At 56.2% G+C, this 21,547-nt stretch carries 18 protein-coding genes; 8 read left to right on the forward strand and 10 right to left on the reverse strand.

Annotated features, from left to right (window positions below; genetic code table 11):
- Nucleotides 1-4: 4 nt before the first annotated feature.
- Nucleotides 5-1,261 carry an L-rhamnose isomerase gene (locus tag AC6I8J_RS09575; RefSeq protein ID WP_497825308.1) on the reverse strand — a complete coding sequence of 419 codons (1,257 nt, stop codon included), beginning with the start codon at nt 1,259-1,261 and terminating at the stop codon, nt 5-7.
- Nucleotides 1,254-2,726: a rhamnulokinase gene (gene rhaB, locus AC6I8J_RS09580; protein WP_497825309.1), complete on the reverse strand. Its 1,473-nt coding sequence runs from the start codon at nt 2,724-2,726 to the stop codon at nt 1,254-1,256. The genes AC6I8J_RS09575 and rhaB overlap by 8 nt, the downstream gene beginning before the upstream one ends.
- A 291-nt stretch (nt 2,727-3,017) precedes the next feature.
- On the opposite strand from rhaB, the gene rhaS reads away from it, so the two are divergent.
- Complete coding sequence (gene rhaS / locus AC6I8J_RS09585) at nt 3,018-3,839, forward strand: HTH-type transcriptional activator RhaS (protein WP_150010171.1); 822 nt, start codon at nt 3,018-3,020, stop codon at nt 3,837-3,839.
- An 11-nt stretch (nt 3,840-3,850) separates the two neighbouring features.
- On the forward strand, nt 3,851-4,717 hold the full coding sequence (gene rhaR, locus AC6I8J_RS09590) for an HTH-type transcriptional activator RhaR (protein ID WP_161735872.1): 867 nt from the start codon (nt 3,851-3,853) through the stop codon (nt 4,715-4,717).
- Nucleotides 4,718-5,246: 529 nt separating this feature from the next.
- Here the strand turns inward: rhaR and rhaT are convergent.
- Entirely contained in the window at nt 5,247-6,281 is a 1,035-nt protein-coding gene (rhaT, locus tag AC6I8J_RS09595; protein ID WP_497825310.1) for an L-rhamnose/proton symporter RhaT, read from the reverse strand.
- Between the two features lie 358 nt (nt 6,282-6,639).
- Between rhaT and AC6I8J_RS09600 the strand changes: the two genes are divergently transcribed.
- The gene (locus AC6I8J_RS09600) at nt 6,640-6,963 is read left to right on the forward strand and encodes a hypothetical protein (protein WP_497825311.1); all 324 of its coding nucleotides are present in this window, start codon (nt 6,640-6,642) and stop codon (nt 6,961-6,963) included.
- Nucleotides 6,964-7,006: 43 nt separating this feature from the next.
- Nucleotides 7,007-7,105, forward strand: a complete 99-nt coding sequence (locus tag AC6I8J_RS09605; RefSeq protein ID WP_008925225.1) for a YoaK family small membrane protein — start codon at nt 7,007-7,009, stop codon at nt 7,103-7,105.
- A gap of 3 nt (nt 7,106-7,108) precedes the next feature.
- On the opposite strand, the gene AC6I8J_RS09610 is transcribed toward AC6I8J_RS09605, so the two are convergent.
- The gene (locus tag AC6I8J_RS09610) at nt 7,109-7,375 is read right to left on the reverse strand and encodes a DksA/TraR family C4-type zinc finger protein (protein ID WP_098050469.1); all 267 of its coding nucleotides are present in this window, start codon (nt 7,373-7,375) and stop codon (nt 7,109-7,111) included.
- Nucleotides 7,376-7,571: 196 nt separating this feature from the next.
- Between AC6I8J_RS09610 and aldA the strand changes: the two genes are divergently transcribed.
- A complete protein-coding gene (gene aldA / locus AC6I8J_RS09615; RefSeq protein WP_260058239.1) occupies nt 7,572-9,008 on the forward strand; it encodes an aldehyde dehydrogenase in 1,437 nt (478 codons plus the stop codon).
- A gap of 463 nt (nt 9,009-9,471) precedes the next feature.
- On the opposite strand, the gene AC6I8J_RS09620 is transcribed toward aldA, so the two are convergent.
- Nucleotides 9,472-10,740, reverse strand: coding sequence for an MFS transporter (locus tag AC6I8J_RS09620; RefSeq protein WP_497825312.1), 1,269 nt, complete (start codon nt 10,738-10,740; stop codon nt 9,472-9,474).
- Nucleotides 10,737-12,158, reverse strand: coding sequence for a M20 family metallopeptidase (locus AC6I8J_RS09625; protein WP_497825313.1), 1,422 nt, complete (start codon nt 12,156-12,158; stop codon nt 10,737-10,739). Before AC6I8J_RS09625 ends, AC6I8J_RS09620 begins: the two co-directional genes overlap by 4 nt.
- A gap of 140 nt (nt 12,159-12,298) precedes the next feature.
- Here AC6I8J_RS09625 and AC6I8J_RS09630 point away from each other — a divergent pair, with 140 nt between their 5' ends.
- Nucleotides 12,299-13,213, forward strand: a complete 915-nt coding sequence (locus AC6I8J_RS09630; RefSeq protein WP_497825314.1) for a LysR family transcriptional regulator — start codon at nt 12,299-12,301, stop codon at nt 13,211-13,213.
- Nucleotides 13,214-13,727: 514 nt separating this feature from the next.
- Here AC6I8J_RS09630 and AC6I8J_RS09635 read toward each other — a convergent pair.
- The gene (locus tag AC6I8J_RS09635) at nt 13,728-15,323 is read right to left on the reverse strand and encodes an ABC transporter substrate-binding protein (RefSeq protein ID WP_497825315.1); all 1,596 of its coding nucleotides are present in this window, start codon (nt 15,321-15,323) and stop codon (nt 13,728-13,730) included.
- Between the two features lie 127 nt (nt 15,324-15,450).
- On the opposite strand from AC6I8J_RS09635, the gene pepT reads away from it, so the two are divergent.
- Nucleotides 15,451-16,677: a peptidase T gene (gene pepT, locus AC6I8J_RS09640; protein WP_161736914.1), complete on the forward strand. Its 1,227-nt coding sequence runs from the start codon at nt 15,451-15,453 to the stop codon at nt 16,675-16,677.
- A 36-nt stretch (nt 16,678-16,713) separates the two neighbouring features.
- On the opposite strand, the gene AC6I8J_RS09645 is transcribed toward pepT, so the two are convergent.
- Together AC6I8J_RS09645 and AC6I8J_RS09650 are read right to left on the reverse strand one after the other, a co-directional pair.
- Complete coding sequence (locus tag AC6I8J_RS09645) at nt 16,714-17,490, reverse strand: transporter substrate-binding domain-containing protein (protein ID WP_161736913.1); 777 nt, start codon at nt 17,488-17,490, stop codon at nt 16,714-16,716.
- Between the two features lie 62 nt (nt 17,491-17,552).
- Nucleotides 17,553-18,719 carry a methionine aminotransferase gene (locus AC6I8J_RS09650; protein WP_161736912.1) on the reverse strand — a complete coding sequence of 389 codons (1,167 nt, stop codon included), beginning with the start codon at nt 18,717-18,719 and terminating at the stop codon, nt 17,553-17,555.
- Between the two features lie 125 nt (nt 18,720-18,844).
- On the opposite strand from AC6I8J_RS09650, the gene AC6I8J_RS09655 reads away from it, so the two are divergent.
- On the forward strand, nt 18,845-19,726 hold the full coding sequence (locus tag AC6I8J_RS09655; RefSeq protein WP_253418684.1) for a LysR family transcriptional regulator: 882 nt from the start codon (nt 18,845-18,847) through the stop codon (nt 19,724-19,726).
- On the opposite strand, the gene AC6I8J_RS09660 is transcribed toward AC6I8J_RS09655, so the two are convergent.
- A complete protein-coding gene (locus AC6I8J_RS09660) occupies nt 19,684-21,348 on the reverse strand; it encodes a methyl-accepting chemotaxis protein (protein ID WP_497825316.1) in 1,665 nt (554 codons plus the stop codon). The two genes, AC6I8J_RS09655 and AC6I8J_RS09660, sit on opposite strands and share 43 nt — an antisense overlap.
- Nucleotides 21,349-21,547: the final 199 nt, after the last annotated feature.

Consider the following 21,547-nt stretch of genomic DNA (forward strand, 5'->3'; position numbering starts at 1 on the left):
ATCCTTAACGTTGGCTCAAGATCTGTTGTTCATAATGACGGACATCGCCTAACCAGCTGGCATCAGCCGGGACGTCATGGCGCAGGCACCACGCTTCCCAGACCGCCTGCCATGGCAGTGATTTTTGCTCTTCCAGCAGGGTAAGCCGCGCGGTGTAATCGCCGCTGTTCTCGGCCTGCCGTAAGCGGTCGGTTGGCTCCAGTAAGGCACGCAGCAGCGCTTTTTTGGTATTACGGGTGCCGATAACCCAGGCGGCAATACGGTTAATTGAGGCGTCGAAGAAGTCGAGGCCGATATGCACTTTGTCGAACAGCTGGTGACGGACAATCTCACTGGCGATAGCCTGGGTCTCATCATCCAGCAGCACAACATGGTCGCTATCCCAGCGCACCGGACGGCTGACGTGCAGCAGCAGGCGCGGCACATAGAGCATGGCGGCGGAAATTTTGTCGGAAATCACTTCAGTGGGATGGAAATGTCCTGCATCCAGGCACAGCGCCGTCTGGCGACTGGCGGCATAGCCAAGATAAAACTCATTAGAACCTACGGTGTAGCTCTCAGCGCCTATGCCAAACAGCTTGCTCTCAACCGCATCGATATGATGCTGCGGGTTGATTTTTTCTGAGATGATTTCATCCAGCGCACTCATCAGGCGCTCACGCGGGGCAAGCCGATCCACGGTGATATCTTTCATACCGTCCGGCACCCAGATATTCATCATTGAGGGGGTGCCAAGCTGCTCACCAAATGAAGCGGAGATGCGGCGACTCGCTTTGCAGTGGTCGATCCAGAACTGACGGACGGTTTTATCACTGTGCGATAGCGTAAAGCCATCAGCGCTCTTTGGATGCGAGAAGCAGCTTGGGTTAAAATCGAGGCCCAGCTTATTCTCTTTGGCCCAGGCGACCCAATTGGCAAAATGGGCAGGTTCAATGGCATCCCTGTCCACCGGCTTGTCGCTTTCAAGGTAGATAGCGTGCAGGTTCAGGCGTTTAGCGCCAGGAATCAGCGACATAGCCTTGTCGATATCACTGCGTAGTTCACTGGCATTCCGTGCCCGTCCTGGGTAGTTACCGGTCGCCTGAATGCCGCCGGTCAGTGCGCCCTGGGGGTTCTCAAATCCCCGGACATCATCACCCTGCCAGCAGTGCATGGAGATCGGAATGCGATCCAGCTGGCGGATGGCCTGCTCAACATCAACCCCATTTTCAGCGTAGCGTTGTTTAGCCAGTTCAAAAGCCTGTTCAATCTGCTTAGTCATAAGCGGGTTCCTTAGCGGGTTGACTCAGCGTCGCGAAGCGTGCCTGACTGGCACTGAAGACGCTGTGTGTTTGCGGTTCGAATTTTTCGAGTGGGAAGTTGTTAATGACGCTGCAGCGGAAATCAGCCACATCGGTCAGCTCGCCCAGTGCAATCAGCTGGCAACCAACGTTACCCAGCGTGGAGGCTTCAACCGGGCCTGCCAGGACCGGGATCTGGCAGGCATCGGCGCAGAGCTGATTAAGAAAGTGGTTCTGGCTGCCGCCTCCCACCACGTGCAACTGGCTGAAAGGCTTGCCGCGCAACTGAGCCAGCTCCTGGATTACTTCACGGTAGAGCAGCGCCAGGCTATCAAATATGCAGCGAGCCAGCGCAGCGGCAGATTGTGGCACCGGCATGCCCTGCTCTGCGCAGGCGTTCTGAATCTCATTGACCATGCTGTCTGGATTGATGAAACGCGCATCATTGGGACTGATGAGTGAAACACAGGCGGGCTGACGGGCTGTCTCTTCAATCAGCATGCTGAGATCGTCAATCTGCAGTTCGCTGCAGATTCGCTGCAACAGCCACAGCCCCATGATGTTTTTCAGTACGCGATACCCCTCTGCGCCGCCTTCGTTGGTGATGTTGGCGCGCAGTGCAGTATCGCAGGCATAGGGCTGCAGACTTTCGAAGCCCATCAACGACCAGGTACCCGAGCTAAGATAGGCGGCGTCGTCCTGCATCAGCGGCGTTGCAAGAACTGCGCTGGCCGTGTCGTGAGTGGCGACGGCGATCACCGGAACCGCCGTGCCTGCGCGATTGATCCAGTGACCGACGGTATTGCCTGGTGCCTGCGGCTGGCCAAACCATCGCGCATCAACGCCCGCCCAGGCGAGCAAATCGCGATCCCACTCACCGCTGTGAATATTGAGCATTTGCGTGGTGGTCGCGTTGGTGTATTCCCAGTTGAGATTACCGGTCAGGCGATAATGCAGGTAGTCAGGTATCATCAACGCATGCGCCACGCGGGCCTGCCAGTCGGGCTGCTGCTGATGCAGAGCGCGCATCTGATAGAGTGTATTGAACGGCAGAAACTGAATGCCGGTTCGGGCATAAATGGCGCTACGGCTGAGCTCGTGCTGCGCCTGCTCCATCAGGCCATGCGTGCGCGCATCACGATAGCTGACCGCTTCACCCACCGGCTCACCCTCTGCATCCAGCAGCACCATATCAACACCCCAGGTGTCGATGCCGATACTGTCAGGGACGATGCCTTCATCATCTAACTGAGCCAGCCCGGCGCGTATCTCCTGCTCCAGCATAGACAGATCCCAGCAGTCATAACCGGCACGACGCTGGCGCTTATTTTTAAAGCGCCGGACCTCACGCAGTGCCAGCTGGCGCTGCGCGGCATCCCAGCTGGCGAGCATAACCCGTCCGCTGGATGCGCCGAGATCGATAGCAACAATGTTTCTCCTGGTCATGGCGACTTTTCCCTGTGATTAAGTGGTCACAGAGTAAAAATCTTGCCTGGTCGTCACCTTCCCGAGAATGCCAACAGGCGTTAGTGGCTGGCAGATGGGCAAAGAACTTCGTGAGAGAGATCACAGAGATGGCAGCAGAGGCGATGTGACCCCTGCCGCAAATCTGTTAACTGCCAGGGATTTCTTGAAAAATCAGCATGATTCCTGCTGAGTCCAGCTGAAAATTCAAGGTAAGGTAACAGCGTCCTGATTAGACTGCGTTACGGTTTTGTTAAGCAGCGAGAGACGACGATGACCATATTGCACAGTGCAGATTTTTTTCCCGAAGGCGATTACGCGATAGCGATTGAACCCCGCATACCGCAGGCAGCTTTTCCGGAACATCATCATGATTTTCATGAGATTGTACTGGTGGAGCAAGGCTCCGGCATTCATGTGTTTAATGGTCAGCCGCAGACGCTATGTGCGGGCTGTGTCTGCTTTGTGCGCGATCACGATCGTCATCTCTATGAGCAGACCGACAATCTTTGCCTGACCAATGTGCTTTATCGCAGTCCCGGCGCGTTTCGCTTTCTCTCCGGGCTGCAGGCTTTGTTGCCCTGCGATCAGGACGGGCAATATACCTCTCACTGGCGTATCAATCATAAAGTAATGGCGCAGGCGCTGAGCGTGACAGCGAAAATGCAGCAGGACGATACCTGGTCGCTGGAGAAACAGGCGCACCAGGAACAGCTCTTTTTACAGTTGCTGGTGCTGCTGCGTGAAGCCTGTATTGACGGGCAGAGTCAGGATCAGGAGGCACGGTTGCATCGCCTGCTCGACTGGCTCGGCGACCATTACAGTGACGAGATTGTCTGGGAGGAGCTGGCTGATCGCTTCTCCCTGTCACTGCGAACCCTGCATCGGCAGATGAAACAGCAAACCGGCAGTACGCCGCAGCGCTATCTGAACCGTTTGCGGCTGTTACAGGCTCGTCATCTGCTGCGTCACAGTGATATGCGAATTACCGATATCGCCTTCCAGTGTGGATTTGGTGACAGTAACCATTTCTCAACCCTGTTCAGGCGCGAATTTGGCTGCGCACCGCGAGCGGAGCGCCAGCAGATGTTGTAAAGGAGCAAAGTATGGCGTTGATACTCAGTCGGGATGACTATTTTCCCGCCGCCAGTTTACCGGTGGCGGTTGCCGAAAGGATGCCCCAACCCTCCTTTCCGCCCCATCAACACGAATTCAGCGAAATCGTGATTGTCTGGCGCGGTAACGGCCTGCATGTCCTCAATGATCGTCCCTGGCTGATAACCTGCGGCGATGTTTTTTATATCCGCGACAGTGACTGCCATAGCTACGATAGCGTCAACAATCTGGTGCTGGATAATATCCTCTACTGCCGTGACCGCTTTGGCCTTAGCCTTGACTGGAATCAGCTCCTGCCACAACAGGGACCGGACTCGCCCAGCTGCTGGCGTCTGACCACGCGCGGCATGTCACTGGCCCGTGGTGTTATCAGCCAGCTGGAGCGTGAAAGCCGCAAAAGCGATCCGCTGTCAGTGCAGCTCTCTGAGGCACTGTTTTTACAGCTGGCATTGATTCTGCGCCGCCATGGTTACGCTGCCGATCGCCCCTGGGCATTGCCGGAGGGGGAACAGCTCGATCTGCTAATGTCAGCCTTGCAGGGTGCCCTTGCCCGTCCCTTCGATCTGGCGGCATTTTGTCAGCAGAATCAGCTCAGTGAGCGGGCGCTGCGGCAGCTTTTTCGTCAGCAGACCGGAATGACCATTGGTCATTACCTGCGCCAGTTGCAGCTCTGCCAGGCAAAATATCTGCTGCGCACTCAGGATTGCCTGATTAGTGAGGTTGCCGCCCGCTGCGGCTTTGATGACAGTAACTATTTCTCGGTGGTCTTCACCCGTGATACCGGTTTAACGCCCAGCGCCTGGCGTCAGCGATTTATTGCGCCACGGCAGGTTTTGAAAAGTGCCGAGTCTGAATAAAAAGGGCCTGTGTTGGAGACCCATTCAACACCCTTGCGGCAAACAATTTAGCGCACTGAGATTGCCGCAATGAATGAGCAGCAATGCACATGCTACAAAGCGCAGGGAACACGGTCAGAAGAGGAAAGCGTCCCGCACCATGGACAAAAACGCCAGGCGTTTTTGAACAACGCAGAGCGCTGGCCCGGTAACGGGCGCACCTCAGGGATGAGGTGCGTACTAAAAACGCCGGGAGCGTTTTTGAACAACGCAGAGCGCTGGCCCGGTAACGGGCGCACCTCAGGGATGAGGTGCGTATTAAAAACGCCGGGAGCGTTTTTGAACAACGCAGAGCGTTGGCCCGGTAACGGGCGCACCTCAGGGATGAGGTGCGTAATTGTGCGGGTAGAGCATGCCATGGATGGCGGCTTTTGCGTCTTTCCGATCTGATCGTGTTCCCTGAGCGCGCACGATCTGACCGCATCTTTGCTAACGCTAAGGGCCTGTTATTCAGGCCCTTCCTGCATAAAGACAGCATTACTCTTCGCAATCAGGCCGCCATACCCAGCCCGACGATGTTAGCGGCAATGATGATCACCACACAACCGATCGATAACACGCTCACCGGGCGACGCCCTGCTGACTTCCACTCTTTCATCAGCAGGCCCACCAGGCCACCACACAGAACGTAAAGGCTCATGTGCAACATCCAGCTGACGTAGTCATACTGCGCCGGGATTCTGGCGTGGCCCCAGGCGTAAAAGAAGATCTGCAGATACCACATGGTGCCGCCGAGCACCGCAAAAGCGGTATTGGCAATCAGCAGCGACTTCCCGACAGAGAAATCTTTACGTACCGACAGCTCAGGCCGGGTGGCCAGCCGCCAGAAACAGAAGGCCAGATTCACCAGTGCACCGCCGCCCATGATAATGACGTAGCTGGGTAAAGCCACATAAAGCGGATCGATGCCCAGATTAGCGGCGGCCTGATGCATCGGTTTCGCCGCATCCATCGCAAAGGACATACCCGCTGAGAAAATGCCGCACATTACCGCCAGCAGCAGTCCTTTTCTGAGATTAAACTCTTCGGCGTTTATTCCCAGCGCCCGCTCCTTTAATAGCCCGGCACGTGTCACAATCCCAACGCCAATCAGCGCCACCAGCACGCCCAGCAGGGTTAACCGGCCCCCCGCCGAGGCGAACAGTTCGCCAAAACGGCCCTGCAGGAGTGGCGTCATCAGCGTGCCGACCACCAGGGTAATGCCAATTGCGATACCGATTCCCATCGACATGCCGAGGTAACGCATGGTCAGGCCGTAGTTAATATTGCCAATGCCCCACATCGCGCCAAACAGAAAGACCGGCGTCAGTTGCGACAGCGTGAAACTGCTGTAATAGGTCATAAAGTCTGGCAGTAAAATGGCACTCACCGCCCACGGCAGGATCAGCCACGACATCAGGCCACCAATTGACCACATGGTTTCCCATGACCATCTTTTCACCTGTTTAAAAGGCGCGTAAAAACATGCGGCGCTGGCAGCACCGACAAAATGCCAGAATATACCTGCAATAATGGCGCTGTTCATTGTTATTCCCCGGTTAGGTTGAGGCCTGTCGGAAACCTGTCAGCTTCCGTTCAGCATGCAGTCTACGTTTTGCAGGAATTCCTCAGCCTTTGGATAAATGCCGGAAGCCGCAGCGAAGTGGCAATATTTACCCGTTATCAACGTTAAGGATCACAATTTCAACGTTGTCAGATAACCGGACAATGAATATGTTAAGTATCTTATTATTCTGACTTTTTTATCATTTTGCTGTGTGGCGCAGCACACTTTTAAACTGACTGCCATTTAAACTGGTATGGTGGCAAAAGGGCAAAGAAGCCTTCTTTACCGCAGAGAAGGTCGTATAAACTGGGGCAAATTGATTGGATCAGGGATTGGGATGACAACGAAGTGGTTAACACTGTTTCTTTCGCAGTCAGTCAGCCGGGTGATGCTGGATGATCTCCGGGCGATATTACCTGCAGATGCGATAAAGGTGTTTGTGAATGGTCTGGATGAAACGCACTATGCCACCATTGAGTGTGTGCAGGCGGAGCAACATTGCGCCCTTATCACCTCGGCGATTGTGGTCTGGCGTCAGCTCGGCCATGTACATCATATTATTTATAAAAAAGGCGAGGTGCTGCGTGAGGAGAACGAGGCAACGCAGTTCCAGCTTTTCACCCTGCTGAAAACCCACCGCGCAGTCCTCCAGATCTCATGATAAGATCGCGCTCCCTGAAATCGCTGTTTGCAGCAGGTTGAATATGAGAATTGGAATTCTGTTTCCGATCGCCATCATCGTGGCGGGCGTGGGCTTTCTGGCGTGGTTTATTGGCAGCGGCCTGGCGATGCCAGGCTCCTGAGAGTTAGCGCAGCTGACTGTCTTTACTGCCCCGACGGTTATATAAGCTGCTGGTCTGCTGCTGTTTGTCGATTTTTTCCTGACACGCCACGCAGTAATGTACCCCTTTGAGTGCCTGACGGCGCGCTTCGGGAATCGGTTCGCCGCAGAGTTCACATTCGGTGGCGCTTTCGCCCTGCCCGAGCGATTGTCTGACCCGCTCAATCCCGTCGTTAACGGTGCTATCAATCTGTTCCTGTACTGCGCCTTCTGCCGCCCATCCGCTTGCCATGATTTAACCCCTTTTTCACGATTTCACTCCTTTAAATCTACAACAGATTGACGTTTTTGCCGCATAACTCACCGATATCTGTGATTGGCTGCCATCCGGACCACCAGGCTGGCAATAAGCTAAAGGTCACGTTTAGCGATCTGTTTCACCCTGCTATCACATTACTGCAACGTATCGATAGCGGAGAGCTAAGCGAATGACAACACATCATCAACATTACATTAATGGCGAGTTTGTCGCCCATCAGGGTGACCAGTGGATTGAAGTCACCAATCCGGCCACTGAAGCGTTGCTGTCACGCATACCCCAGGGCACCCGTCAGGATGCCAGCCTTGCGATCAATGCCGCCGAAGCCGCTCAGCCGGCGTGGGAAGCGCTGCCTGCGGCAGAGCGCGGCGTCTGGCTGCACAAAATCGCCGGCGCCATCCGCAACCGCGAGCCTGAACTGACGGCAACCATCGTGGCGGAAGGCGGCAAAACCCAGGGACTGGCCAGGACGGAAGTGCTGTTTACCGCCGACTACCTCGATTACATGGCGGAGTGGGCCCGCCGTTATGAAGGCGAGATCATCAACAGCGACCGCCCCAACGAAAACATCTTCCTGTTTAAAAAAGCGATTGGCGTCACCACCGGGATTTTACCGTGGAACTTTCCCTTTTTCCTGATCGCCCGCAAAGCGGCGCCAGCCCTGATCACGGGCAACACGATTGTGATTAAACCCAGCGAGCTGACGCCGAACAATGCCGCACTGTTTGCCGACATTATCCAGACGCTGGGTCTGCCCACTGGCGTCATCAACATTGTCTATGGTCTGGGACCGGAAGTGGGACAGGAACTGGCGGCAAATCCTAAGGTCGGGCTGGTGAGCCTGACGGGCAGCGTCGGCGCAGGTATCGCCACCATGGAAGCCGCAGCTAAAAATGTGACCAAAGTGTCGCTGGAATTGGGCGGCAAAGCGCCCGCCATCGTGATGGAGGATGCCGACCTGGATCTCGCGGTGCGATCTATTATCAGCTCACGAGTTATCAACAGCGGCCAGGTCTGTAACTGCGTGGAGCGCGTCTATGTGCAGGAAGGTATTTACGATCGTTTTATCAGCGCACTGACTACCGCATTTCAGCAGGTGACGTTTGGCGATCCCGCCGAACGCAGTGATATCGATATGGGACCGCTGATTAATGCCGCCGCACGGGATCGGGTCGAGCAGAAAGTGGCAGACGCCGTTGCCGCAGGCGCAAAAGTAGTACTGGGCGGCAAGCGTGCCGGAGAGCGAGGCTTTTTCTTCCAGCCCACGCTGCTGACCGATGTCCGTCAGGAGATGGCGATTATGCAGGAGGAGATTTTTGGTCCGGTGCTGCCGGTAATGACCTTTAAAACGCTGGATGAGGCAATTGCGCTGGCCAACGACTGCGAGTACGGACTGACCTCCTCAATTTATACGCAGAATCTCAATACCACCCTGATTGCGCTGCGCAAACTTAAGTTTGGCGAAACCTATGTTAATCGTGAGAACTTTGAGGCGATGCAGGGCTTTCACGCCGGATGGCGTAAGTCGGGTGTCGGCGGAGCCGATGGAAAACATGGTCTGGAGGAGTATCTGCAGACCCATGTTGCCTATCTGCAATTCAGTTAAGCGCAGGCTCGATTTTCAGACCTGACAGAGTCATGACAAGACTGAATCAGTGTGAGTGTGGCAGCACCCTATAGGCTCAACGCGCAGGGAACACGGTCAGAGCAGGAAAGTGTTCCCCGCCACGGACAAAAACGCCGGGAGCGTTTTTGAACAACGCAACGCGTTGGCCCGGCAACGGGCGCACCTCAGGGATGAGGTGCGTACTAAAAACGCCGGGAGCGTTTTTGAACAACGCAACGCGTTGGCCCGGCTACGGGCGCACCTCAGGGATGAGGTGCGTACTAAAAACGCCGGGAGCGTTTTTGAACAACGCAACGCGTTGGCCCGGCAACGGGCGCACCTCAGGGATGAGGTGCGTAATCGCGCGGGCCGGGCATGCCAGGGATGGCGGCTTTTGCGACTTTCCGATCTGACCGTGTTTTCTGCGCAGGCTCGATCTCACCACAGAACGTTTCTGATTCTGCTATGACACCCGCTTACTGCAGCGCAGCAGCGCGATACCGCTCAGCACAGCCACTGCCATCAGGTAGTAGCCTGGTGCCAGACTGCTGCCGGTGGCGGCAATCAGCATGCTGCAAATCAGCGGCGCAAACCCGCCGAATACCGTTACAGCCACGTTGTAACTGATCGCCATCCCGCTGGCGCGGGTAGTCGCCGGGAAGAGATCGGCCATCACCGACGGCACCGTCGAGAAGTAGATCGACTTCAGCAGCGCCATCCAGGCCACCAGCAGGATCAGCGTGGTGGGCGTGGTATGATCGACCATCCATTTAAATGCGGGATAGATGGTGACCACCAGTAACAGCAGCGATCCCCACATCAGCGGCAACCGGCCAATACGCTCCGCCCACAACCCCATGATGGGCGTTACCACCGTCAGGATAATCCCCGCTATCAGCGTGGCGGTGAAGGCGACCGAGCCTGGCAGGTGCAGCGTTTTGGTGGCATAGGTCGGAATGTAATTGAGCATGTAGTTGACTGCGGTCGAGATCACCATCACGCCAATTGCCAGCGCGATCAGTGCTTTCTGCCGCCCGAACAGCGTTTTAAGCGGTGCGGCTTCCTTTTTCTGCGATGCAAAGCTGGCAGGTTCCTGCACATGACGGCGAATGTAGATCCCCAGAGGCCCAATCAGTAAGCCGAAAGCAAACGGGATACGCCAGCCCCACGCCTGAATCTCACTTTCGCTCAGCCACTGTGTCAGCCCCAGCCCAAAAACCGATGCCATCAGCGTGCTCGCCCCCTGGGTGGCGAACTGCCAGCTGGCGATAAAGGCTTTGCGCTCAGGAAAGTGCTCCACCAGGAAGGCGGTCGAACTGCCAAATTCGCCGCCGGCAGAGAAGCCCTGAATCAGACGCGCCAGGATGATCAGCAGCGGTGCCGCCAGACCGATGGTGGCGTAGCCCGGCATAAAGGTAATGATCGCCCCGCCCAGCATCATCAGGTTAATCGACAGCAGCAGCGCCTTTTTGCGACCATGCCGGTCGGCATAGTTGCCGAGCACAATGGCTCCCAGCGGACGGATCAGGAAGGAAATACCAAAACTACCAAAGGTCAGCAGCAGCGATACCGACGGATCGCTGACCGGGAAGAAGACGTGCGCGATATAGCTGGCAAAAAAGCCATAAACCGCAATGTCGAACCACTCCAGCGCGTTACCGATGCAGGTGGCGAACAGCGTTTTGTGCAGGCTCGGTTTCACCTGCGGGGCACTTTGCGCGATGCTGCTCATTGTTCACCTCTCCGCCACTGATGGTGGCGCGTCATCAGCTGTTCGCCCTCTTCTCCCAGTTGCCAGAACAGCCGGGTCATGATTGCCAGACCCTCCCGTGCAATCGAGTTGAGCATATGTTCGTTAATGCCATGCTGGCCGCAGGCGGGATAGGAATGTGGCACCCACAGCGTCGGCAGTCCCAGAATGTCGGCGAAGACCTCATTGGGAAGCGAGCCGCCGAGATTGGGCAGCAGTGCCGGTTTTTTGCCGCTGCTACGGGCCAGCGTATCCAGCGCCCAGTCCACCAGCGGATCCTGCGGATCAAGCCGTGTTGCCGGTGAGCCGCGCAGAAACTCCACGCTGACGTTATCGAAACCGTGCTGATGCAGATGACGTTCGACATGCTCAACAAGATTTTCCCAGTCGGTGCCGACCACAAAACGCAGCTGACATACCGCTGTGGCGCTGCCCGGAATCGCGTTCATGGGTCGTGCCGGATTGCCGGTTTCAAAGGCCAGCACCTCCAGCGTGTTCCAGCCATAGAGCCGCTCGGCAGGTGTCAGACCAGGCTCGCCCCAGCCGTCAGCAAGTGTGGGATCGCCCGGCTTGCCGCCCACATCAATATCACTGAGGATGGCGCGCACGGCGTCGGTCAGAGAGTCCGGTTTCAGCGTGGTAACCTGTAATACGCCCTGCGCATTCACCAGGCAGGCGATCGCACTGGCCAACTGGGTACCGGGATTGCTCAGCAATCCGCCCCAGTTGCCGGAATGGTAGGCGTTGTCACGCGCCCGAATAGTCAGACGAAAGTTCACCGCACCGCGCGAACCCAGAAACAGTGTTGGCCGCTGCGCATTAAGACGCGGGCCATCCGAGGCGATAAAAAGATCGGCCTTTAACAGCGCCTGCTGTTGATGGCAGATCTCAGCCAGCCCCGGCGAGCTGATCTCCTCACCCATTTCAAACAGGATTTTGCAGTTGAAGCCTAGCGCGCCGCCGCGTGCCTGCCACACCTGCTCCAGCGCCGCGAAATTAACGCAGTGTTGCCCTTTGTTATCCGCGCTTCCCCGTCCATACAGGCGGTCGCCTTCAGCTGTGAGTTGCCACGGCGATAATCCTTCTCGCCAGTTTTCATCGTCGCCAAACACGACATCGCCGTGGCCATAGCAGAACAGCGTCGGTTTTAGCGGATCTTCAATGCGGGTGGCGATCAGAAACGGCGGGCTGCCGGGTTGCGGATTGTCAAACGGGTGCAGCGTAAACCCCATCTTCGCCAGTTGCGGGCCAATTTCCTGCTGCAGATAGTGGTCCAGCTCTGTCCGTCGGTTGGTGAGCTGGCTTTCTGTCACGCAGGCGACACGCCGTGCCAGCAGCTTCTGAAACTCACCGCTATCGAAATAGTGCATCGCCTGGTCAACTGCCTGTTGCTCTGTCATGTTTGCCCTGTCTGTTATTTTTATCGTGCTTTATCTTTGACAAACTTCACCCTTTGCCACAATTATCAATTTATCGAGTGCGCTTTGCTTTTAAAGCAAGGCTATGCTGCCCTTTTATGATGCATTTTGTCGGAGTGACCATGTTAAGCAGCGAGATACGCTATTTCCTGGCGGTTGTTGAGAGCGGCTCGCTGAGCGCCGCCAGTGAGAAACTGTTTGTCGCGGTGTCGGCGATCAGCCGTCAGATTCAGCGGCTCGAAGCGCAGGTTGGTGTGCCCCTGTTTGAGCGGCATGCGCGCGGCATGGTGTTGAATGAGGCGGGTGAGATTTTTGCGCATCACGTGCGTAAAAGTCAGCTTGATATGGAATATGCGCTTGCGGAGATTAAGGGCTTGAAAGCGGTACGCCGCAGCCTGATCCGTATCGCCTGCACGGATGGCATGGCGTTTAGTCTGTTGCCTGGCCTGCTGGCGGAGTTTCGACTGGCGAATCCCGGCGCACTGTTTGCGATTATTGTGACGCACTCCCAGGGCGTGGCGGCATGTGTCAGGGCGGGTGAATGCGATGTGGCGCTGCAATTCAGTCTCCAGCCTGAGCGCAGCGTTGAGGTGCTTGGCTCGTGGCCTGCCCCGGTGTTACTGGCGATGCATGAGTCACATCCGCTGGCGTCACGTGAGGTAACACTGGGCGATCTGCATCGCTGGCCGCTGGCGCTGCCGGGCCATCACACGACCGTGCGGCAGCTGTTTGATCTCTCCTGTCAGATGAATGACTCCGTGGTTGAACCGGTATTGACCTGCGACTATTTCGCTACGCTTTATCACTTTTTGCTGCATACGCCGCAGGCGGTGACCATCTGTAGCGCGTTTACCCTGTTGTTTGAGCGCGAGTCCCGAAATCTGGTGTTGCGATCGATGGGGGTGGACCAACTGAGTCAACGCACGCTGCAGCTTCAGACAGTGTCGGGACGTCAGCGCAATGCGGCTCTGACGCTGTTTTTGCAGTTTTTGCAGCATCGGCTGACTGAGATGGATCAGCAGGTGAGGATGGGATAAGGGGTACACTAGCGTGGGTATTTTGAATGGTATTTAAGATCTGCGCCGATTCGCTGTGAGACGGTGCCGGCTAAGGGAATACGACCAGACCGGAAAGTCGCAACAGCCGCCATCCATGGCATGCCCGGCCCGCGCGATTACGCACCTCATCCCTGAGGTGCGCCCGTTGCCGGGCCAACGCGTTGCGTTGTTCAAAAACGCTCCCGGCGTTTTTAGTACGCACCTCATCCCTGAGGTGCGCCCGTTGCCGGGCCAACGCGTTGCATTGTTCAAAAACGCTCCCGGCGTTTTTAGTACGCACCTCATCCCTGAGGTGCGCCCGTACCCGGGCCAACGCGTTGCGTTGTTCAAAAACGCCTGGCGTTTTTGTCCATGGCGCGGGACGCGTTCCTCCTCTGCTCGTGTTCCCTTCGCATTCAGCTTATTTGTTGCGGTTAGAATCAAACTCATGTGAGTTTGTCAGCAGTTGCAATGGCCCACTGATGTGCGGGCCATTGAAGTTAACTGCTACGGGTTACTGCTTAATATCAACCTGATAGAAGATGTGTTTGCCGAACGGGTCGACCTGATAGCCGCTGACCGATTTGCGCACCGGCTCAAAGATGGTGGAGTGTGCAATCATTACGGCGGGCATCTGGTCATGCATCATCTGCTGCGCCTGCAGATAGAGCGCAGTACGTTTGCCCTGATCCGGCTCAGCACGGGCTTCGGTGATTAACTTCTCGAACGGCTGATAGCACCATTTTGAGGAGTTGGAACCACCCTGTGCAGAGGTGCAGCTGTAGAGCGGGCCAAAGAAGTTATCCGGATCGCCGGTCGCGGTGGTCCAGCCCATCAGCGCCGCCTGATGCTCGCCGCTGCGAACGCGTTTCAGGTACTCGCCCCACTCATAGCTGACGATACTGGCTTTGATGCCAACTTTGGCCCAGTCCGACTGAATCATCTCCGCCATGCGGCGTGCATTCGGATTGTAAGGCCGCTGAACCGGCATCGCCCAGAGTGCAATCTCGGTGCCCGGTTTCACACCCGCCTGTTGCAGTAACGCTTTGGCCTTTTCTGGATCGTAGTCGTAATCTTTCAGATCTTTGTCCGCACTCCAGACGCCTGGTGGCAGGATATTTTTCGCGACCGTGCCGGTGCCTTTAAATATCGCCTCGATGATCGCCAGTTTGTTGATCGCCATTGCCAGCGCCTGCCGCACTTTAACGTTGTCGGTTGGCGCTTTGGTAGTGTTGAATGCCAGGAAGCCGGTGTTCAGACCCGCCTTCTGTTCCAGGGTGATATCCGGATTGGCGCGCATTTTGTCGAGATCGGCGGGATTCGGGAATGGCATCACCTGGCACTCGTTCTTCTCCAGCTTGGCATAGCGCACAGAGGCATCCGGCGTGATGCTGAACACCAGTCGATCAAGCTTCGCCTTACCCTGCCAGTAGTCCGGGAACGCTTTGTAGAGGATGCGGGAATCTTTCTGGTACTGCACCAGCTCAAACGGGCCGGTGCCGATCGGGTTCATATCGACCTTCTCCGGCGTCCCCGCTTTCAGCATGGCATCTGCGTATTCAGCCGAGTGGATTGAGGCGAAATACCACGCGAGATCGGCAAGGAACGGCGCTTCAGGATGGGCGAGCGTAAAGCGCACGGTGTGGTTATCAACCCGGTCGATACTTTTAATCAGCGTGGAGAGTTCGAGGCTTTCGAAGTTGGAATAGGTGCCGCCAGAGACGTTATGGTAGGGATTTTTCGGGTCCATCTGGCGCATAAACGAGAAGATCACATCATCGGCGTTAAAGTCGCGGCTGGGTTTGAACTGTTTGTTGCTCTGGAACTTCACGTTTTTGCGCAGATGGAAAGTGTAGACGGTGCCATCCGGGCTGATCTCCCAGCGTTCTGCCAGGCTGGGCACCAGGTCGGTGGTGCCAGGCGTAAAGTCCACCAGCCGGTTAAAGACCGGCACCGCACTGGCGTCAACACTGGTTCCGGAGGTATAGAGCTGAGGGTTAAAATTCTCTGGCGATCCCTCAGAACAGTAGACCAGCGTTTTGGCGTTAACGCTGCCAGCCAGCGCTATCCCAGCCGTAACAAGCGCTAAGGTGGCTATCTTGATTTTCATTATCATCCTCGCTTTGTATTGACTTCCGGTGATCACAATATCTAAATGAATCATTCAGATGCTTCATTGATAGCACGATTCGGCACCATAGCGAACCCCGCCCATGGCTGACTAATAAGGAATAGTGATGACAGACAAACTTGAGTCGCAACTCACCGAACGTTTTTTCCGTTACCTCGCCGTCAGCAGTCAGAGCGATGCCAAATCCACGACTCTGCCGAGTACGCCGAGCCAGCACGCCATGGCGGAACTGCTGGCGGACGAGCTGCGAGCGCTGGGGCTGGATGAGGTGGTGCTTGATAAACATGCTACGGTGACCGCGGTGAAACGTGGCAACCGTCCAGACGCACCGCGCATCGGGTTTATTACGCACATCGACACCGTTGATGTCGGTTTGTCGCCCGATATCCACCCGCAGATTCTCACCTGGCAGGGTGACGATCTCTGTCTGAATGCAGAGCAGGATATCTGGCTGCGCCGCGATGAGCATCCGGAGATCGCGCCTTACGTCGGCCAGCAGGTGATCTTTAGCGATGGCACCAGCGTGCTGGGCGCAGACAATAAAGCGGCGGTCACCGTGGTGATGACGCTGTTGGCGAACCTCAAAGGCGATCATGGCGATATCGTGGTGGCCTTTGTGCCGGATGAAGAGATTGGCCTGCGCGGTGCGAAAGCTCTGGATCTGGAAACGCGCTTTAATGTCGATTTTGCCTGGACCATCGACTGCTGCGAACTGGGCGAAGTGGTGTACGAGAACTTTAATGGTGCCGCGGCAGAGATTGTGTTTACCGGTGTGCCGGCACATCCGATGTCGGGCAAAGGCGTGCTGGTCAATCCGCTGTTGATGGCGCATGACTACATCAGCCTGTTTGATCGTCAGCAGACACCGGAGCACACCGAAGGCCGCGAAGGTTACATCTGGTTTAATGAGATTCAGGCCAACGCCAGCAAGGCGACGCTGAAGGCTTCAATCCGTGATTTTGATCTGACAAGCTTCGCAGCCCGTAAGCAGCAGTTGCAGCAGGCGGCAGCGGATCTTGCGGCGCGCTATCCCACCGGCGAGGTCAGCATCACGATCAGCGATATCTACAGCAACATCAGTAATGCACTGGGTGAGGATCGCCGGGCAATAGATTTGATCTTCAGCGCCTTTGCCGCGCTGGAGATTGAGCCGAAAGTGATTCCGATGCGTGGCGGCACGGACGGCGCGGCACTGTCCGCCAAAGGGCTGCTGACGCCGAACTTCTTTACCGGCGCACATAACTTCCATTCACGTTTCGAGTTTCTGCCGATACCGTCGTTTGTGAAGTCCTATCAGGTGGCAGAAAAGCTCTGTTATATGGCGGCGGGTTAAGCAGGGAAATCGGGCGCAGAACGCGCCCGATTGCGATTATGGCTTCGCGCTGACATCAATACCCGGGAAGTATTTTTCAGCCAGCTTTTTGAGGGTGCCATCGCCCTGCACTTTGGCGATCGCCGCGTCCAGCGACTGCTTCAACGACGCATCATCTTTGCGCAGGCCATAGCCGATGCCTGAGCCGAGAATCGCGTCATCTTCGACGGGCTTGCCCACAAAACCAAACCCTTTGCCCTGTGGCTTATCGAGGAAGCCAGACTGACCGGCGGCAGACATCACCAGCGTGCCATCAAGGCGGCCCGCGACCATGTCGTTGTAGACCTGGTTCTGATCCTGATACGACGTCACCGTCACGCCCTGCGTCTCCCAGTGCTTCTTCGCATAGGTTTCCTGAATCGATCCCTGCAATACACCAATGCTTTTGCCTTTCAGACCTTCGGCGGTCGGGGCCAGATTTTCACCCTTTTTCGCCACTAACATGGTCGGAATACGGTAGATTGGCTGCGTAAACGCGATGCTTTTGGCGCGCGCTTCAGTGATATTCATCGCCGAGTTAATGGCGTCGAACTTTTTCGCCTGAAGTGCCGGGATCAGCGCATCAAAGCTGCTCTCAACCCAGTGGCAGCTGAAGTTGCCTGCCTTACAGATGGCATTACCCAGTTCAATATCAAAGCCTTCCAGCTCACCTTTAGCGTTGCGGCTTTCAAACGGCGGATACTGTGACTCCACGCCGTAACGTAAATCCTGAGCCAGTGCCTGTACCGTTGTCATCATGCCCAGAGCGAGAAAAAGCGCGTTCAGTTTTTTCATTATTTATTTACCCCGAAAAGTCCTGGTTACCTGTTCCCCGTACTGAATCACGCTCGCGTGATTCAGTGAGAAAAAGCACATAGCGCAGCCGCGCCAGCCTCTAGTGTCGCCTCGTCTTTCGCAAAAGAGAGACGAATCAGTTTGTTGTCTGTGCCATCCATATAAAACGCCGACAGCGGTATGGTTGCCACACCGTGATCGACGATAAGACGTTTTACCATTTCACTGTCCGGTTCGTCACTGAAATGTCCATAGCTGGCGAGCATAAAGAACGAACCGGCGCTCGGTAGCAGCCGGAACGGCGAGTCCTGCATCAGAGCAATTAGCCGATCGCGCTTCTGCTGATAGAAAGCGTTAAGTGACAGGTAGTTCTCTGGCGTCTGCAGATAGTGCGCGAACCCAACCTGCATCGGCGTATCGGCGGCGTACATCATAAACTGATGCACCTTCACCAGTTCGGTCATCAGCTCTGCCGGTGCCAGACAGTAGCCTACCCGCCAGCCGGTGACGTGGAAGGTTTTACCAAACGAGGAGACGATGATACTGCGTGCGGCCAGCTCCGGATGCCTCGCCATGCCGCAGTGCGGCCGGCCGTCAAACAGAATATGTTCATAAACCTCATCGGAGAGCACCACGATATCGGTGTTGCGAATCAGAGCCGCCAGCTGATTGAGATCGTCGGGCGTCAGCACCTGCGCGCTGGGGTTGTGCGGCGTATTAATAATGATCATCCGGGTGCGCGGCGTGATCGCCGCACGCAGCTGATCCCAGTCGATAGCAAAAGACGGCACCTGCAGCTTCAGGCCTATCGGCGTACCGCCCTGTAACCGCACCACCGGCGCGTAGCTGTCAAACGCCGGTTCAAAGAAGATCACCTCATCGCCCTGATGAACCAGCGCGGTAATCGCCATATAGAGTCCCTGACTGGCGCTGCCGGTGATCAGTACCTCACTCGCGGCATCATATTTCTGTCCATAGAGCGTCTGCACTTTGCCGGCGAGTGCCTCGCGCAGGGCCGGCAAGCCCATCATAGCGGCATACTGATTGTGCCCCTCCTGCATGGCACGGCTGACCGAGTCGACCAGCGCCGGATCGCAGGGGAAACTGGGTGCGCCCTGCGACAGGTTAATCGCCTGATGCTGCGCCGAAAGCTGACCAATTACGCTGAAAATAGTGGTGCCGACGTCCGGCAATTTTGAGTGAATAGCGACAGGCGTTTTCAGGGACATATTTTCTCCGTCAGGTGCATAACTGTTCAGATGCGATAAATCGTTATTCAACGGGCTGTGGCTTGAGTCGGCAAGCGAAATGTCGTCATAATAGCCATGACAAAATTGCATAGCTGAGGTCCACCGTGTCACGCTCATCGCTGCCACTCAATGCCATTCACGCCTTTCTGGTAACAGCTCGTCACCTTAATCTGACCCATGCTGCCCGTGAGCTCTGCCTGACCCAGGGCGCGGTCAGTCGTAAGATTGCCGCGCTGGAGCAGTGGCTGGGCGTGACGCTGTTTGACCGCCATGCGCGCGGGCTGCGGCTGACCCCGCAGGGTGACGCGCTGCTGCCTGAACTCAGCCAGGGCTTTGATCTGATGGTCCAGGCCAGCGAAAAGGTCCGTCGCAGTCAGGTCAGCCTTCGCCTGAAAGCGCCGACCTGTGCTATGCGCTGGCTGGTACCGCGGCTGATGGCGCTTGAACGTCACTGCCCTGAACTGCATGTGGCCCTGACCACCACGCTGGATCATGCGGCCCAGCTTGAGAACTTTGATGCGGCGATTATCTATGGCAAGCCGCATCCTGACGGGATCTGCCTGTTCAGCGAGTCGCTGACGCCGGTGATAGCGGCTGGTCAGCCCTGCCCGGAAACGACGGCGGCGCTGGCCGCCATGACCTTTTTGCATCCCACGTCAGACACGCGTGACTGGCAGTGCTGGTTACAGGCGCAGCAGGTGACGCTCAGCATGAAGCGAAATCAGCATTTTGCCACGATGGATTTAGCGATCAGTGCCGCGATTCAGGGGTTTGGTGTGGCGATTGCCGACAGCAATCTGGTGGAGAGTGATATCGCCAGCGGCAGGCTGCTTAAGCCGTTCGCTGGCGAGGTCAAAACCGGAGCCGTTTACAGTTTACTGCAACGGCCCGCGCCGGATGCGCCACCGTTCCTGGCGGAACTGGTGGCGTGGCTGTGCAGGGATCAGAAGGTGACCCAGTCGCCGTTATCCGCCGGTTTAGCCTGAGGCGCATTCAGCACGGTTGCTTTCGGCGCGGCAGGTTTATTCGTGATGACCGGTGCGGTCTGGCGGTTGCTGGAGAGACGGAACTTCGACACAGAGGCCTGCAGCGCTTCTGTCTGCAATGCCAGTGCGCTCGCCGCGGCAGAAACCTCTTCAACCAGTGAGGCGTTCTGCTGGGTCACGCTATCCATTTCGGTTACCGCAGCACCCACCTGAGAGATGCCTTTGCTCTGCTCTTCCGAGGCGGAAGCAATCTGTTTCATGATCGCATCCACATCCTGCACTGATTTCAGAATATTGTTCATGGTGCCGCCGGTGGTGCTGACCAGCTCCGCGCCTTTCCCTACACGCTGCACCGAGTCTTCAATCAGCGTCGCGATCTCTTTGGCGGCGTTGGCGCTACGCTGTGCCAGGTTACGCACTTCAGATGCCACGACCGCAAAACCACGCCCCTGTTCGCCGGCACGTGCCGCTTCGACCGCAGCGTTCAGCGCCAGGATATTGGTCTGGAAGGCAATGCCGTTAATCACGTTGGTAATCTCAGCGATCTTCTTCGAGCTGCCGGAGATGCCATCCATGGTGCTGACCACTTCACTCACCAGCTGACCGCCACGTTGTGCCGTGGTGGTGGCGGTTTCTGCCAGCAGGCTGGCCTGACGAGCGTTATCGGCGTTGAATTTCACCGTGGCCGTCAACTGCTCCATGCTGGCCGCAGTCTGTTCCAGCGCAGCGGCCTGCTCTTCGGTACGTGAAGAGAGGTCATTGTTACCGGCAGAAATCTCTGCAGCACCGCGCGAGATGTTCTCGGTGCCGCTGCGAATGGCGCTGACCGCTTCCCGCAGACTATCCTGCATAGCGCTCAGCAGCGGCACCAGTTTACCGACACAGTTGCGACCGAAATCGGCTACCGGCTGGCTGAGATCGCCTGTCGCGATCACCGCGAAGTGGGTACGAATACTTTCCAGCGGACGAACCAGCATCGCCACCAGATAGCGGTCGGTAAACAGCAGAATCAGCAGGCCAATAATCACCGTGATGGTAATAATCGTTTTGGTCATCGCGGTGAGGTGATCAACTTCAACCCGGGTTTTGTCCAGTTTTTCGGCTGCGCCCTGGTTAAACTTCTCTGCGCTGACGCCAAAGGCACGACTGAGCGGCGGTGTGACATTGTTCGCCTGCTGGCGATACGGGTCCGGTGAGGCCTGGCGGGCCAGTTGCAGTTGTGGCGTTACGCCCTCATCCACCAGCTTTTGCCAGCTCTGAATTACGCCATCGACGACTCCCGGATTCATCGGACCGGGTGCAAGCTGTTTAAAACGCGCCAGTTGCTGAGTCATGCTGTCCAGCGCCTGCTGCACAGGGGCATAGGCCTCATCAGTCAGCGTTTTACCTGCTGCTTTGCTTTCCATTACGCGGGAAAGGCGCGTGATAACACGAAAATATTGATCGTTGCCTTTGCTCAGCACCGTCATTTGCTCAACCAGATGACGGTCAACATTGTTGCCTTCGCTGAGCGCGCCAAGCGAGTGGATGCTGTACAACCCGACGCCGCTCCACAGTAAACAAAACAGGCCCAGAATAGTGAGCATCACTGCGCGAATGGTAAAATTTTTGAGCATTCCCATACCAAAATCCTATACACGTTGACCCGCAAGCGTCGGGCATAGGAGATTTATCGGCATGAGATAGTGAAAATGTAACTGTTTTGTTACCTATTAATTTACAGCGTCAACGATGAGTTAATCAGTAAAAAATCCTTAAATTCATAAAGTTAAAATTAAATAAGTAGATTAATTGCATTCGCATAACTTAATGGTTAGCAGG

The sequence above is a fragment of the Pantoea sp. X-Soil-ISGK-355 genome (assembly GCF_059730805.1).